Annotated in this window: 14 protein-coding genes; all 14 read left to right on the forward strand. The window is 55.7% G+C overall.

What is annotated here, in order from left to right:
- Positions 1 to 169 precede the first annotated feature (169 nt).
- On the forward strand, positions 170 to 1,531 hold the full coding sequence (hisS, locus tag ABD982_RS04930) for a histidine--tRNA ligase (protein WP_345445220.1): 1,362 nt from the start codon (positions 170 to 172) through the stop codon (positions 1,529 to 1,531).
- Between the two features lie 96 nt (positions 1,532 to 1,627).
- A complete protein-coding gene (gene aspS, locus ABD982_RS04935) occupies positions 1,628 to 3,412 on the forward strand; it encodes an aspartate--tRNA ligase (protein ID WP_345445222.1) in 1,785 nt (594 codons plus the stop codon).
- 152 nt (positions 3,413 to 3,564) lie between these two features.
- Positions 3,565 to 3,999, forward strand: a complete 435-nt coding sequence (gene dtd / locus ABD982_RS04940; RefSeq protein ID WP_345445224.1) for a D-aminoacyl-tRNA deacylase — start codon at positions 3,565 to 3,567, stop codon at positions 3,997 to 3,999.
- A gap of 35 nt (positions 4,000 to 4,034) precedes the next feature.
- Entirely contained in the window at positions 4,035 to 5,441 is a 1,407-nt protein-coding gene (locus ABD982_RS04945) for a replication-associated recombination protein A (RefSeq protein ID WP_425570011.1), read from the forward strand.
- 272 nt (positions 5,442 to 5,713) lie between these two features.
- On the forward strand, positions 5,714 to 6,346 hold the full coding sequence (rpsD, locus tag ABD982_RS04950) for a 30S ribosomal protein S4 (protein WP_251380140.1): 633 nt from the start codon (positions 5,714 to 5,716) through the stop codon (positions 6,344 to 6,346).
- Positions 6,347 to 6,569: 223 nt separating this feature from the next.
- Positions 6,570 to 6,950 (forward strand): DUF948 domain-containing protein, encoded by a 381-nt coding sequence (locus ABD982_RS04955; protein WP_237203660.1) that lies wholly within the window; start codon positions 6,570 to 6,572, stop codon positions 6,948 to 6,950.
- Positions 6,951 to 6,952: 2 nt separating this feature from the next.
- Positions 6,953 to 7,429 carry a peptide chain release factor 4 gene (locus tag ABD982_RS04960; RefSeq protein ID WP_345445226.1) on the forward strand — a complete coding sequence of 159 codons (477 nt, stop codon included), beginning with the start codon at positions 6,953 to 6,955 and terminating at the stop codon, positions 7,427 to 7,429.
- A gap of 45 nt (positions 7,430 to 7,474) precedes the next feature.
- Positions 7,475 to 10,162, forward strand: coding sequence for an alanine--tRNA ligase (gene alaS, locus ABD982_RS04965; RefSeq protein WP_345445228.1), 2,688 nt, complete (start codon positions 7,475 to 7,477; stop codon positions 10,160 to 10,162).
- A gap of 28 nt (positions 10,163 to 10,190) precedes the next feature.
- Positions 10,191 to 10,709: a Holliday junction resolvase RuvX gene (gene ruvX, locus ABD982_RS04970; RefSeq protein WP_251380137.1), complete on the forward strand. Its 519-nt coding sequence runs from the start codon at positions 10,191 to 10,193 to the stop codon at positions 10,707 to 10,709.
- Positions 10,702 to 11,928 (forward strand): endolytic transglycosylase MltG, encoded by a 1,227-nt coding sequence (gene mltG / locus ABD982_RS04975; protein WP_345445231.1) that lies wholly within the window; start codon positions 10,702 to 10,704, stop codon positions 11,926 to 11,928. Before ruvX ends, mltG begins: the two co-directional genes overlap by 8 nt.
- Positions 11,929 to 12,864, forward strand: coding sequence for a shikimate dehydrogenase (locus ABD982_RS04980; RefSeq protein ID WP_345445233.1), 936 nt, complete (start codon positions 11,929 to 11,931; stop codon positions 12,862 to 12,864).
- Positions 12,865 to 12,955: 91 nt separating this feature from the next.
- On the forward strand, positions 12,956 to 14,170 hold the full coding sequence (gene aroC / locus ABD982_RS04985; RefSeq protein WP_345445235.1) for a chorismate synthase: 1,215 nt from the start codon (positions 12,956 to 12,958) through the stop codon (positions 14,168 to 14,170).
- 3 nt (positions 14,171 to 14,173) lie between these two features.
- Positions 14,174 to 14,794, forward strand: coding sequence for a shikimate kinase (locus tag ABD982_RS04990; RefSeq protein WP_345445237.1), 621 nt, complete (start codon positions 14,174 to 14,176; stop codon positions 14,792 to 14,794).
- Positions 14,791 to 15,885 carry a 3-dehydroquinate synthase gene (gene aroB / locus ABD982_RS04995; protein ID WP_345445239.1) on the forward strand — a complete coding sequence of 365 codons (1,095 nt, stop codon included), beginning with the start codon at positions 14,791 to 14,793 and terminating at the stop codon, positions 15,883 to 15,885. Before ABD982_RS04990 ends, aroB begins: the two co-directional genes overlap by 4 nt.
- The last annotated feature ends 155 nt before the right edge of the window (positions 15,886 to 16,040 follow it).

A 16,040-nucleotide genomic window follows, 5' to 3' on the forward strand; every position in this document is an offset into this window, starting at 1 on the left:
TTTAGCATCTAAAGGACACCCGGGTATTACGTGGGCAGTAATGTGGTGTATCTCAGCAGCAGACCCCGCCTATAATTACCGGTGCTCCGTGCTCACCGTTTAGTATTAAGAAGACTGTGCGGTAAAAGCTGCGCACCAAGTACCTATTTTGTTGACGTGAGGGGAGCTAATGGCTCGCAAGCAATCGCTTTCTGGATTCCCAGAGCACCTACCTGAAGAACGTTTGGTGGAGAATTACGTTCTCGATACTCTGCGCGAAACCTTTGAGCTGCATGGCTTCTCTTCCATCGAAACGCGCTCGGTTGAGACCATCGACCAACTACTGCGCAAGGGCGACATCGACAAAGAGGTCTACGCGGTTTCACGTCTGCTCGATGATGCGGAGGATGCCCGCAGCGCTGCCAAAAAAGAGAAGCTGGCACTGCACTTCGACCTCACCGTACCGTTTGCGCGCTACGTGGTGGAAAATGCTGGCTACCTGAATTTCCCCTTCATGCGCTACCAGATTCAGAAGGTGTGGCGCGGTGAGCGTCCTCAAGAAGGCCGTGCTCGCGAATTCACTCAGGCCGATATTGACGTAGTGGGGGATGGCGCTCTGCCTTTCCGCTATGACGTTGAACTGGCTCTCATCATTGTGGAGTCCCTTTCAAAGCTGCCCATCCCTGACTTTAAACTGCGCGTCAATAACCGCAAGCTTTCAGAAGGTTTCTACCGCGGCATCGGGCTCACAGATACTGCGGGAGTGCTGCGCAATATCGACAAGCTAGAAAAGATTGGCCCGGACGCCGTGGCCCAGCTCCTCAAAGACGAGCTGGGTGCTACGGACGAGCAGGCTCAGGCTGCGCTGTCCTTGGCGTCCATCAGGGCAGAAGATACCTCTTTCGCCGATCAGGTTCGCGCTTTGGGTGTCTCCGATGAACTCATGGAAGAGGGCTTGGTTGAACTCACTGAGGTGATAGGTGAAGCTGCACGTCGTGCCCCCGGCAAGGTCATTGCTGATCTCTCCATTGCCCGCGGCTTGGACTACTACACCGGTACCGTCTACGAAACGGTACTGGTGGGTCACGAGCAGCTGGGCTCCATCTGCTCGGGTGGTCGCTACGAATCACTAGCGTCCAACGGAAAGAAAACCTACCCCGGTGTTGGCCTCTCTATTGGAGTCACCCGCGTGGTATCCCGCATCCTGTCCCAGGGCTTCGCCACTCCTACCCGCAAGGTGCCCTCAGCCGTTCTCATCGCCCTGACCAACGACGAGATGTGGTCAGGCGCTCAAGACCTCGCTGATCAGCTGCGTGCCCGCGGAATCGCCTGCGAGGTCTCAGCAACCGCAGCTAAGTTCGGTAAGCAGATTAAGTACGCCGAAAAACGCGGCATCCCCTTCGTGTGGTTTATCTCAACCAACGAAGATGGCAGCCTCAAGCACGAGGTCAAGGACATCCGCACCGGGGAGCAGGGAGAAGCTTCACCCGAAAACTGGATGCCTCCGGCAGAGGATCTGCAGGTGCGGATCGTGCCTGCAGACTCCCACTAAACCCACCGTGGCTGTCGCGCAGTCCACGGGGCAATCTATACTTAGACATAAAATTCTTTTCACAGAAAAACAGCTGTGATGATGGAAAGGAAGAGCGTGCTACGCACTCACACCCTTGGCGAGCTAACCGCTGAGAACATCGGAGAAACCGTTACCCTATCTGGTTGGGTTTCAAGGCGCCGCGATCACGGTGGTGTTGCCTTCGTAGACCTGCGAGACCGTGAAGGCGTCACTCAGGTGGTCTTCCATAACGAAGCTGACTTCGAACACCTGCGCAACGAGTACGTACTCAAGGTCATTGGTGAAGTCACCCGCCGCCCCGAGGGTAACGAGAATCCCAACCTGGTCACCGGTGACATCGAGGTTATGGTCAAGGAAACTGAGGTGCTCAACACCGCAGCACCCCTACCCTTCCAGATTGATGAGCACGTAGAAGTAGGCGAAGAAGCCCGCCTGAAGTACCGTTACCTTGACCTGCGACGCCCCGAACCTGCCCGCTTGATGCGCCTACGTTCAGAGGCTAACCGTGCGGCTCGCGAGGTTTTGCACGGTCAGGAATTCACCGAGGTTGAGACACCCACCCTGACCCGTTCAACCCCCGAAGGTGCTCGTGACTTCCTGGTCCCGGCACGTCTGGCACCTGGCTCCTGGTATGCACTGCCCCAGTCACCCCAGCTCTTCAAACAGCTGTTGCAGGTGGGCGGCATTGAAAAGTACTACCAGCTTGCCCGTTGCTACCGTGACGAAGACTTCCGCGCCGATCGTCAGCCCGAGTTCACCCAGCTGGACATCGAGGCATCCTTCGTAGACCAGGAAGACATTATTGACCTGGGCGAGCGTATCGTTGAGGCTGTCTGGAACTTGATTGACGTCAAGGTTCCCCGCCCCATCGAGCGCATCACCTACAAGGATGCCATGGAGAAGTACGGCTCGGACAAGCCCGACCTGCGCTTCGGTCTCGAGCTGACCGAGCTGACCGACTACTTCAAAGACACCACCTTCCGCGTCTTCAAGGCTCCCTACGTGGGCGCTGTGGTGATGCCAGGTGGTGCCTCACAGGCACGTCGCACCCTGGACGCCTGGCAGGAATGGGCCAAGCAGCGCGGCGCTAAGGGTCTTGCCTACGTGTTGATTCAGGAGGACGGCGAGCTGACCGGCCCCGTTGCCAAGAATATCACTGAAGAAGAGCGTGCCGGCCTGGCAGCGGCAACCGGCGCTAAGCCCGGCGACTGCATCTTCTTTGCCGCAGGGGACGCCAAGTCCTCGCGCGCTCTGCTGGGTGCTGCCCGCGTTGAAATTGGTCACCGCACCGGCCTCATCAAGGATGGCACCTGGTCCTTCGTCTGGGTTGTAGATGCACCCCTCTTCGAGTCAGCAGCAGACGCTACTGCCTCCGGCGATGTGGCGTTAGGCTCCTCAAAGTGGACCGCCGTGCACCATGCTTTCACCTCGCCCAAGCCCGAGTACCTGGACACCTTTGACCAGGAAGAGGTCACCGGTGAGGCTCTAGCCTACGCCTACGACATTGTCTGTAACGGTAACGAAATCGGCGGCGGCTCGATTCGTATCCACCAGAAGCACGTCCAGGAACGTGTCTTCAAGGTCATGGGCATCAGCGAAGAAGAAGCTGCAGAGAAGTTCGGCTTCCTCCTCGAGGCCTTCAGCTTCGGCGCACCCCCTATGGGTGGCATTGCCTTCGGTTGGGACCGCGTTCTGCAGCTCATCGGCGGCACCGACTCAATCCGCGACGTCATCGCCTTCCCCAAGACCGGTGGCGGCTTTGACCCGCTCACTGCTGCTCCTGCGCCCATCACCGCGCAGCAGCGCAAGGAAGCCGGCGTTGACTTCAAGCCTGAGGCCAAGAAAGCTGAAGCTAAGTAACTTCTAGGCTTTAAGCCCCACAAAGAGGCGCCGCCCCTGCTCTTTCTCAGAAGATGCCGGGACGGCGCTTCTTTCTTTAACCATATAAGAAGACCGGAGTGGTAGAACATGACAAAATAGGGGAGTAAGGCAGAGTCAAAGGCAGGGGAATAATGCGCGTAATTCTTCAAAGAGTCACCTCAGCAGCAGTGACCGTTGATGGGCAAACGGTAGGCTCCATCGACCGGCCAGGCTTGCTGGCATTAGTGGGTATCACCCACGATGACGGCGAGACACAGGTGCAGAAACTTGCTGAGAAAACCGCCCAGCTTAGGCTTCTAGAGGGCGAGGTCTCTTGTCTGGATGCTGGTGCCCCGGTGCTGGCCGTCAGCCAGTTCACCCTCTACGCCGATTCCAAGAAAGGGCGGCGCCCCTCATGGTCTAAAGCTGCCCCAGCCCCGGTATCTGAGCCCCTTTTTAATAGCTATGTTGAGGCTTTACGGGCCCTGGGGCTCAAGGTTGAGACGGGTGTCTTCGGCGCCCAGATGCAGGTAAGTCTCACCAACGATGGCCCTGTGACCCTTATTCTTGATACCGACCAGCTGTAGCCACACCAGCGGCCAACAGCAGATACGAGGACGCCGTGGATAGCTCCCTTTTTACGTTCAACGACCAGCCCGATGACGGCAACGAGTCCCAGAGCAACCTGACCCGCCGCGAACGAGCTCCGCTAGCTGTGCGCATGCGGCCTCGAACTCTGGACGAGGTGGTGGGGCAGAGTCACTTGCTTAAGGCGGGCTCACCTTTGCGGGTTCTAGCGGGGGAGTCCGCGGGTCCAGGTGGGCCATCTTCCGTCATTCTCTGGGGTCCACCCGGTACCGGCAAAACAACCCTAGCTAACGTGATAGCTCGTGGCGTTGGCCGCAAGTTCGTTGAACTCTCTGCAATCACTGCGGGGGTTAAAGACGTCCGCGCGGTCATGGAACAGGCGCTTGAAGACAGAGACTACCGCGGTATCACTACCATTTTGTTCTTGGACGAGATTCACCGCTTTACCAAGGCTCAACAGGATGCCCTGCTACCGGGGGTTGAGAACCGCTGGGTAGTTCTCGTTGCAGCCACCACGGAGAACCCCTCCTTCAGCGTCATATCGCCCCTGCTCTCCCGCTCCATTCTGCTGACCTTGCAGGGCCTGACTGATGGGGATATTGCTGATCTGCTGGACAGGGCTTTGAAGGACCCGCGAGGTTTCAGTGGAACCCTCACTCTAGAAGCTGTCGCGAAAGATCACCTGGTAAAGCTGGCTATGGGGGATGCCCGCAAGGCTCTAACCAGCCTAGAGGCTGCTGCAGCCCAGGCTTTTGGGCAGGCCGAGGCAGAGAACCGGGACTACAGCGTCCAGAAACCATTAGAGCTCACTATCGAGCACGCTGAGCAGGCACTCAATCAGAGTGCACTGCGCTATGACCGAAATGGGGACCAGCACTACGACGTCACCAGTGCCTTCATCAAATCAATTCGTGGTTCAGACCCCGATGCGGCCCTGCATTACTTAGCGCGCATGATTGTGGCTGGTGAGGACCCTCGCTTTATTGCACGGCGGCTAATCGTTCACGCCAGTGAAGACATCGGCATGGCAGATCCGAGCGCCCTAACTGCTGCTGTCAACGCGGCTCAAGCCGTCCAACTAGTGGGTCTACCCGAGGCGAGGATTAATCTGGCTCAGGCCACCATTCACCTAGCTACAGCACCTAAGTCAAATGCGGTCATATCGGCGATTGACTCAGCCATAGCTGATGTCAAAAACGGTAACGCGGGTGTGGTCCCCCTTCACCTGCGAGATGCCCATTACCCCGGCGCAAGCCAACTGGGGCACGGGCGTGGTTATATTTACCCCCACCATGAACCGAACGGTGTCGCCGCTCAATCCTACCTACCTGAAACCCTCGGTGGCACTCGGTACTATGCACCCACGTCCTTTGGCCACGAACGCGCGCTCAAAGACCGTCTGGACGCCATCAATCAAATTCTGGGCAAAAATGAGCGGTAGGGACGCCAGGGTCAGCAAGAACACAACAACACAAGTGAAGGCCTCGTAGCAGAGGGTAAAGGCTTGAGGTACAGTTAGTACGGTCTGGCAGGCTACCCAAAACGCGGGCTTCTGAAAAGAAACCTGATCACCGGGTAGATCGTAGTTGTTTGAGTGCGGCTGCTCGCAACTCTCCACCACCCAAAACGTAGGTGGTTACCGGAGGCCAAGACAACAGAACAAATGGTTCCTTCCACGCAGGGGGAACCAACCGCTAATGAAAGGTAACAGCTGTGGCAAACCACAACCGTACCCGCCGTACCGTGCGTCAGTCACGTGCACTCGGCATTGCACTGACCCCCAAGGCAGAAAAGTACTTCGAGCGTCGCCCTTACGGCCCCGGCCAGCACGGTCGCGCCCGTAAGAAGGCTGACTCGAACTATGCAGTACAGCTGAAGGAAAAGCAGCGTCTGCGCGCACAGTACAACATCCGTGAAGCTCAGATGCGTCGCGCTTACCTCGAAGCTAAGCGCATTGAGGGTCAGACCGGTAAGAACCTGGTTGAAATCCTCGAAACCCGCCTCGACGCACTTGTCCTGCGCTCAGGTTTCACCCGCACCATCGCTCAGGCTCGCCAGGCAGTCGTTCACCGTCACATCATGGTTGATGGCGTTCGCGTTGACCGCCCCTCATTCCGCGTCAAGCCCGGCCAGCTGATTCACGTTCACCCCAAGAGCGAGAAGATGGCACCCTTCCAGGTTGCAGCCACCGGCGCACACCAGGATGTTCTGCCCGATACTCCTCCTTACCTGAACGTTGAGATCGAGAAGCTCCACGCTAAGCTTGAGCGTGCACCCAAGCGCGAAGAAATTCCCGTCATCTGCGAAGAGCAGCTGGTTGTTGAATACTACTCACGCCTTGCATAAGCAATAGCTCCTAAAGGTCCGTACCACTTAACTGTGGTGCGGGCCTTTTTTGTGAGGTTTACCAGTGATTGGTTTGCAGAAGTGAAACTAAACCTTGGGTGATGTGATGGGGACTTACCTTTTGGGAACACCAAAAAATAACGCTTCTCGCCACAGGTCAAGTAGTATTGTTATCAATTCGTGCTCTTTTAAGAGCAGTTAGCCAGTCGAGAAAGAGGTGCCCGTGAGTGGTGCAGACATAGCAGGTCTCATAGCAGCAGGTGTTTTTGCTGTACTGGTTGCCTTGCTGGCGTTACCTATCCTGAAACTGGGTAAGGTTTTTGACGAACTCACGCTCACCATCAGAAGCCTGAACAACGAAACCACACCCCTCATTGGTGAGGTAACCAAAACGGTAGCTAGCACTAATGCTCAGCTGGATAAGGTGGATAGCATTACAAGCAATGTTTCTGATGCCTCAGCAAACGTCTCAGCGCTCTCATCCTTGGTAACCTCAACCGTAGGTCAGCCGCTGATTAAGGTGGCATCCTTCTCTCACGGGTTACGTAAAGCTGTTAAAGGCGATGGGCCAGCTAGCCGGCCTCGCCACCCGGAGGCTGAGTAAAAGTGTCCTTCTGGAAGAATGCTCTGCTCATTGCCGGTGGTGCCGCTGCTGGCTATTTAGCTTCTCGCTCCCAAGAGAAGGTATCTGGTCAATCAGCAGAGTTAACGCTACGCTCTGAGCGTGCTCTGCAAAACTTTGTTGGTAAGGATGCAGCTGTGGCTCAATTCTTAGACTCTAAATATGGGGCTCCCTTCAAGGCCTCGGCGCTGAGCCTCGTGCGCTTCGCCGCTAACGTCAAAGCTGGCATGGATGAAAAAGAAGCTGAGCTTAAGCAGCGTTTTGAAGAACAAAAACAAGAAACACGTCCGGGATCAATCGATACCTGGGAACAGGGCCAAGGCTCCAACCGACGCATTGAGACCTATGGCAGCGACGGTGTTTTAGAGGGTTCGCTAAGCCAAGCACCAGAGACGGAAGCTGATGCCCGTAAGAGGCGTCTGGCACGAGACGCCGATCTCGGCACAGACTTTTTCTCATAAACTTATTCATCATTTTAGGTAACGAACGTTAGGAAAACAGCTTCGATGCTTTCACAGGAAATCTCAAAGCGCTGGATCGAATTTTTCGAGAAGCGCGGGCACACCGTAGTTCCCTCAGCTTCGCTGGTATCAAACGAGCCCGGTGCAATGTTTACCATCGCCGGTATGGTGCCCTTTATTCCTTACTTCCTGGGGCGCGAAACTCCCAGCTTCTCCCGCGCAACCAGCGTCCAGAAGTGTATCCGCACCCTGGATATTGAAGAGGTCGGTAAGACCGCCCGCCACGGAACCTTCTTCCAGATGGCCGGCAATTTCTCATTTGGTGACTACTTCAAGAAAGAGGTTATTCCCTGGGCCTACGAGCTGCTGACCTCCTCAGTTCAAGACGGCGGCTATGGTCTAGATGCTGAACGCCTCTGGGTTACTGTCTACGAGGGAGACGACGAAGCCTACGATATCTGGGTTAACGATGTGAAGTTCCCCGCCGAGCGTATCCAGAAGATGGGTATGGCTGAGAACTACTGGTCCACCGGTCAGCCCGGCCCCGCAGGCCCTGACTCCGAAATCTTCTACGACCGTGGCCCGGAATACGGTAAAGAAGGCGGCCCTGCTGCAGATGATGACCGCTACATCGAAATCTGGAACCTGGTTTTCATGCAGTACCAGCGCGGTGAAGGCACCGGCAAGGACAGCTTCGAAATTTTGGGCGAGCTTCCCAAGAAGAACATCGATACCGGTCTGGGCGTAGAGCGTCTGGCTATGCTGCTGCAGGGAGTAGAAAACTTCTACGAAACTGACCAGGTGCGCCCCGTGCTCGATGCAGCCTCTAAGCTTTCCGGTAAAAAATACCACGGCTCAGAAAACGCTGAAGATGAGGGTTACATCAACGATGTGCGGATGCGCGTGGTTGCCGACCACATCCGCTCATCCCTCATGCTCATCGCCGATGGTGTAACCCCCTCCAACGAAGGCCGCGGTTACATCCTGCGCCGCCTTATGCGCCGCGCCATCCGCGCAATGCGCCTGCTGGGTGTTACCGATCCCTGCCTACCCGTGCTTTTCCCCGCTTCTCGCGATGCCATGGCGGGTGCTTACCCCGTGGTTGCTGAAGACTTCGAACGTATTTCCCGCATCGCCTATGCAGAGGAAAAGGCCTTCCTGAAAACTATCGAATCAGGCACTGAGCGCCTTGAAGAAGCTGTCAAGATTGCTAAGAGCGCTGGCAAGGGCGAGGTGTCTGGTGCAGACGCTTTTGCCCTGCACGATACCTATGGTTTCCCCATTGATCTAACCCTGGAAATGGCTGAAGAAGCTGGGGTCAAGGTTGACGAGGCACAGTTCCGCTCTTTGATGGAGGAACAGCGCCACCGCGCTCAGGCTGACGCCAAAGCAAAGAAGGGTTCTTTCGCTGATCTTTCGGCCTTGCGCGAGCTAGTGGATGAGCGTCCCTCAATCTTTACCGGTTATAACGAACTGCGCACCGAAACCACCCTGCGAGCTATCCTGGTGGACGGAGTCAGCATCCCTGCCGCTCGGGCGGGGGATCAGGTTGAGATTGTTCTTGATGAGACCCCCTTCTACGCTGAAGCTGGTGGCCAGGCTGCCGATACCGGTGTTATTACCGGAAATGGTTTTGTGCTTGATGTTTCGGATGTTCAGCAGCCGGTTAAGGGACTCTCGGTTCACCGCGCTACCGTGCGTGAGGGCGAGGTTGTCGCTGGCTCCGCTGTTGTGGCTCAGGTCGATGTGCAGCGCCGTGCTGATGGCGAAAAAGCTCACTCTGGCACGCACATTATCCACGCAGCTTTGCACCAGGTGCTCGGTAATGAGGCAACCCAGCGCGGCTCCTATAACAAGGAGGGTTACCTGCGCTTTGACTTTGCCTGGGGCGAAGGCCTATCAGATGCTGCTAAGCAGGAAGTAGAAGAGGTCGCCAACACCGCAATCCGAGATAACTTCGAGACCATCACCCGCGAAATGTCACTGGATGAGGCTAAGAACCTGGGCGCCACCATGCTCTTCGGGGAAAAGTACGGCGATTCCGTGCGTGTGGTTGAAATGGGCGGGGAGTTCTCCCGCGAACTGTGCGGTGGTACCCACGTCGCTTCGACCGCTCAGATTGGCTCACTGACCTTGCTCACCGAGCAGTCTGTTGGTTCGGGCAACCGCCGCGTTGAGGCTCTCGTTGGTTTGGACTCTTTCAATCACCTGGCTGCTGAGCGCACCCTAGTCAATCAGTTGACCGGTATGATGAAGGTCCAGTCCTCAGCAGACCTCCCCGAAAAGTTGAGCCAGACTCTGGCTAAGCTGAAGGAAGCTGAGAAGGAACTGACGAAGCTTCGCAAGGAAAAGTTGCAGGCAGAGGCCGGCAGACTCACCGAGTCCGCAGAAATGCTGGGCGGTGTGCGCACTCTCTTGCACAATGCCGGTGAACTTGATGCTAACGGCGTTCGTGACCTAGCCCTTGACCTTCGCTCTCGCCTGGGTGAAGATGCGGCAACTGTTGCCGTAACCGGCGTCAATAATGACCGGCCCGTGATTCTGGTTGCTACCAACCAGGCTGCCCGCGATGCCGGCGTTAAGGCCGGTGCGCTGGTACGTATTGCTGCCGGTATACTCGGTGGTGGCGGCGGTGGTAAGGACGATGTCGCTCAGGGTGGCGGTCAGGATGCCTCCAAGATTGATGCCGCCTTCACGGCAATCCGCTCAGTAATCACAGAGCTCGGAGCTTAACCCCGTGAGTTTCACTAGGGGCCGTCGTATGGGAGTTGACGTGGGCAATGCCCGCGTCGGCCTAGCCCTGTGCGATCCAGATGGGATTCTTGCGACGCCTCTGAAAACTCTGCGTCGGGATCTTAAGAAGGATTCCGACCGCAGAGTACTTAGGAAACTCATGGAGGTTCACGAAGTAACCGAGGTTTTCGTGGGTCTGCCGCGTACCATGAAAGGTGGGGAAAGCCCATCGACTGTGATGGCGCGCGACTATGCAGAGCATCTTGCTGCTGAGCTAGCCGCGGAAGACCGACTCACTCCCATATGGCTCATCGATGAGAGGCTGACTACGGTGAGCGCTCATCGAGCGCTGCACGAGGCCGGGGTATCATCTCGGGACTTCAAGACGATGGTTGATCAAGTAGCTGCGGTCAACATCCTGCAGTCAGCCTTAGATACCATCAAAGCCGGTCAACAACTAGCTGGCTACCGGGTGGATCCAAAGGGACCTCTCAACTCACAAGACTCAACCGTATACAACGACGAAACGGAGAACCCGAATGCCTGAAAACTCGAGTTCTAACCGCCCGCCGCGCCCCTCACGACCCACCAGAGATCATCAAACCGATTTGGGGGGTATCCTTGGGCGATCCTCCGAAACTGCCCACGATGGTTTCATGGGGATTGAGGTTGAGCAGGATGAAGTTACTTCAGAAGAACGTCAGCGTGTAAAACGCCGTAGCCGCAATGCTGTTACTTCGGCTGTACTTGTCTTTGCCGTTGCGCTGGTGATGGTCGTGGCAATTATTTCTCCTCGCCTGGGATGGTTTGAAAGAAAAGATTACAGCGGCGAGGGGAACGGAACCACCGTCACCTTTACTATTGCTGAAGGCTCTTCGAATATTGGTATCGCTAACTCTCTGGAAGAACAGGGAATTATTGCTAATGCCGGCAGGTTCTTGGAAGTCTACTCGGAGACAACTTCTGATCAGTTTTTCCAGCCAGGGGAGTACGAGCTTCAAAAGGAGATGAGTAGCTCTGCTGCTCTCAACGAGCTACTTAACCTGGATGAGGCGAACACCAATTATGTTGCTGTTTCCCGCACCTGGCGTATGGATGAAACATTTGACGCCCTGGCAAAGGGCACCGGTATCAGTGCCGGTGAATTTGAGTCTCTGGGCAACTCACCTGATGTCTTTGGTATTCCTTCTAACTTCCCAACGATTGAGGGTTTCTTGTACCCCGGTGAATATCGCTTCGCCAAGGATGCGACCGCCGAAGAGATTCTGCAGACCATGGTTGATCAAACCAAGGAACAGCTTGAGGCTGATGGAGTGACCGGTGACGACCGTATTTTCCATGTACTGACTGTTGCCTCCATCCTGGAGTTTGAAGGTATTGAGAAAGACTACGCACCCATCGCCGGCGCTATTGAAAACCGCTTGAATAACCCAGACGGTGAGACATCTGGCTATCTGCAGTCTGACGCCACCGTGGCCTACGGCCTAGGGATTAAGAGCTACCATATTTCCGATGAGCAGAAAGCGGACTCCTCGAACAAGTACAACACCTTCTACTACAAGGGATTACCTGAGGGCCCGATCGGTTCACCCGGTGAAGCCGCTATCAAGGCTGCTGCTAACCCCGAAAAGAATGACTACTACTTCTGGGTGACTGTAGACCTCTTCACCGGTGAGACGCTCTTTGCTGAAACGTATGAAGAGCACCTGGCTAATGTGGAGATTTACGATGAGTTCTGTGCAAATAACAAGAATGTGTGCCAGTAAATGACCCTTCTATCAGGTGTGGGCCCCAAGGCGTTTGTCTTGGGGTCTCCCATTAGCCATAGCAAGTCTCCGCTCCTCCACCAAGCTGCTTACAATGCCCTGGGTGAATCTATTGATTACCAGCGTAAAGAAACTCAGGGGGAAGATCTGCCTGCGGTTTTTGCTCAGCACGGTCCCCACGATGACACCTGTGGTTTCTCTGTGACCATGCCACTCAAAACAGCCATCCTAGACTACTTAGACGAGCTAACTCCCTTCGCTCGGGCAGTCGGTGTAGTCAACACGGTTTACTGGAGGGAGGGAGTCAAAGGGTGGAGCGTTTGGGGACACAACACCGATGTCTCAGGAATTGTGAATGCTCTGAAGACCGCTGGTGCCCCGGCTGAATTGCAGACCGGAGCAATTGTTGGTGGGGGAGGCACGGCGACTGCGGCCCTCGCCGCTTTAGCCTACATGGGGCTTAAGAGGGTAGACGTTTTTGTGCGAAACCCTGCTCGTGCTCACAGCGTTGTGGAAACGGCTAAGAGGCTAGGTGTCACTGTGCAGTTTGAGCCTTTAGAAGCCTTTTCTCACAGGTGTTCACTCTACGAGGTCAATATTTCTACTCTGCCAGCCGGGGCGGCTGACCACCTAATGTCTGATACCACTTCGTCCCAGAGGACGCAGCTGGGAATTCTGCTCGACGTCACCTATGATCCTTGGCCCTCATCTCTTGCTCAGCTCTGGCAAGAAAGAGGTGGAAAGGTAACCTCTGGCCTAGAAATGTTAATGTATCAGGCCGTTGACCAGGTAAAGCTATTCACGGGGCGTAGTTTAGAAGAGCGGTTACCGAGCGAAGATAAGGTGATAGAGGCGATGCGTAGTTCCGTTGGGCTACCTCCAGCTGATGTTTCACCGCAGATGGTCTGGGATCCCCTCAAGCTGATTCGCACCTAAAAAGTCCCAAATAACGGCCCCGGTTTGCGCCAACCGGTTAAGTTTGAAAATCTTAGAAACAATACATACGACAGACGAATGAAGGTGGCAGATGCTACGTTGGCTATCAGCCGGTGAATCACACGGTGAGGCACTGGTAGGAATCATCGAGGGTGTACCAGCTGGAGTCGAGCTCACCAGCGCTATGGTAAGTGACGCTCTGGCTCGCCGACGGCTGGGGTACGGCCGTGGTGCCCGCATGAAATTCGAAGAGGACCGTGTACGCATTCTTGGCGGCGTCCGTCATGGGATGACCCAGGGCGGCCCAGTTGCCCTTGAAATTGCTAATACCGAGTGGCCCAAGTGGGCAGATGTGATGTCATCTGACCCTGTTGACCCCTCCCTGATCGAAGGCCGTGCCCGCAATGCTGCGCTGACGCGCCCGCGCCCTGGCCACGCGGATTTCGCCGGTATGCAAAAGTATGGCTTCGCTGAGTCCCGCCCCGTACTGGAGCGCGCTTCAGCCCGCGAAACCGCAACCCGTGTCGCTCTGGGGGTCGTTGCCTCTCAAATGTTGAAGGCACTCGGCATCTCGCTGGTAAGCCATACCACCGCTATCGCTGAGGTGGCTGCCCCTGTGGACGCGGCGCGTCCGCTCCCTTCAGACCGTGAATACCTGGATGCTGACCCCCTTCGTTGCTTCGATAAGGAAACGAGTGATGCCATGGTTGAGACCATCGACCGTGCCCACAAAGACGGAGAAACACTGGGTGGCGTGGTCGAGGTTCTTGCCTACGGTATGCCCCCGGGCCTAGGTTCTTACGTCCACTGGGATCGGCGACTCGATGCTCGTCTGGCTGCAGCGCTCATGGGTATTCAGGCAATCAAGGGTGTTGAAGTTGGCGACGGTTTCCTCACCGCTGCCCGCCCCGGAACCCGCGCTCACGATGAAATTGTGCCGGGTGAGAATGGTGTCATCCGCCAGTCGAATCGTGCCGGTGGCATCGAAGGGGGTATGAGCATTGGTGACCTTCTGCGCGTACGCGCTGCCATGAAGCCCATCGCTACTGTACCCAAGGCGCTTACTACAATCGATACTTCAACGGGTGAGGCAGCTACAGCCCACCACCAGCGCTCAGACGTTTGTGCTGTTCCTGCTGCAGGCGTGGTTGCCGAAGCTATGGTGGCTCTGGTGCTGGCTGACGCGGCTCTTGAGAAGTTCGGTGGCGACAATATCACTGAGACCCGCCGCAACATGGATTCCTACCTATCAGCTATCCCTGAGTCTTTAGCCTGGGAGTCTAACGTGGCTGGATGGGACAGCTAAACCATGACCCCCCGATCCCGTGAACACGCGATCGATATGACCGGAGGGCTTGCGCCCAACCAGGTGCGCGAGGTGCAGGAAACCTACATCGAGAAATCCCGACCGGTGGTTATCATCGGTCCCATGGCAGCCGGTAAATCTTACATCGGTACGCACCTCGCGCGCTTTTATGGTTATGAGTTCATTGACTCTGATCACCTCATCGTTGATAAATACGGTGAAGTTTCTCAAATCTTCACTGACTTCGGCGAAGATGAGTTTAGGCGCATCGAGGCTGAAATTATTCGTGAGGTCCTGACGTCCCCGTCCAGAAGGAACACTATTTTTTCTTTGGGTGGGGGAGCCCCTATGACGCCTGAAACGGCGGAGCTTCTGCGGGAAGAAACGGTTATTTACATTAAGGTTGATGCCGAGACCGTTGCACCGCGTATTATCCACGGGCGGGCACGCCCGCTTTTGCAACCCAATCCAATTGAAAAATGGTCGGAAATTTTTGAAGCTCGTCGTGAGCGCTTTGAAGAACTGGCTAGCTACACTTTGGACGCCAGGGGCGGTCGCAGTATCTCAGATATGGCGGCTGAAATTCAGAACTTTATCCTTCGATCAAGAAAAGGGCAGGTATGAGCACAGAGGCTAGCACCCGCATCAGCGTGACCGGCAGCCAAGCATCAGAAAACTACGATGTGCTGGTAGGGCATAATTTGCTGGGAGAAATCCCGGGTATCTTAGGCCAGCGCACCCAGCGTATTTTGGTGATCCACCCGCGTGCTCTGCGGTCGACCGGTGAGCTCGTGATGGAAGATATGCGCAAGGCTGGTTTTGAAGCCTTTTCAGCAGAGATTCCAGACGCTGAGGAGGGCAAGCATATTAAGGTTGCTGCTTTCTGCTGGCGGGTACTGGGGCAAAACGATTTCACCCGCACTGACGCCATTATTTCAGTGGGCGGAGGGTCCGTGAGCGATGTCGCGGGTTTCGTTGCAGCCACCTGGCTCAGGGGAATCAGGGTTATTCATATCCCCACTACACTCCTAGGCATGGTGGACGCCGCAGTAGGCGGTAAAACAGGCATCAATACCGCTGAGGGCAAGAACCTGGTGGGCGCCTTTTACCCGCCCGCTGCCGTTCTTTGCGAATTGGGTGTGCTAAGAACTCTGCCTGAATACGAACTGCTCACCGGCATGGCTGAGGTCGTCAAATGCGGGTTTATTGCTGACCCAGAAATCCTGAAACTGATTGAAGATAACCCCGAGAAAATCAGGGATTCTCAGTCTCTGGTTGTTCGCGAGCTGATCGAACGGTCTATCAGAGTAAAAGCTGATGTTGTCTCTGAAGACCTTAAAGAGAGCGGTCGTAGGGAGTTCTTGAACTACGGTCACACGCTGGGCCACGCTATCGAACATGCCGAGCGCTACCAGTGGCGACACGGTGCTGCGGTTGCTGTGGGCATGGTCTTTGCAGCAGAGCTGTCTCTGGCAGCCGGCTACCTGGACGAAGCCACGGTGGACCGTACACGTGCCATCTGCGAATCGTTAGGTTTACCGATCAGCTACCCGGCAGATCGCTGGAGCAAGCTTCTTGAAACGATGCGTCGTGACAAGAAAACTCGCGGTCACCTGCTGCGATTTGTTGTGCTGGAAGGTCTGGGTAAGCCCCGCATCTATGAAGTACCTGATGAGTCAATCCTCTTTGCAACCTACCAAGAAATAGCTAAGTAGAAATAGGTTGCACCCGCAGGGCGGTTAGCCTATCTGTAGCAAGGGAACAGCTCTGAGGTGAAAAACTCACCCCTGATTGAAGCAAGCACGGGAGTGAGCAGGTAGACTTGACCACGGTTTACCCCATGCTTATTGAAAATTTATTGTGAGGAGAG

This window comes from Rothia endophytica (genome assembly GCF_039543885.1).
GTDB classification, from domain to species: domain Bacteria; phylum Actinomycetota; class Actinomycetes; order Actinomycetales; family Micrococcaceae; genus Rothia; species Rothia endophytica.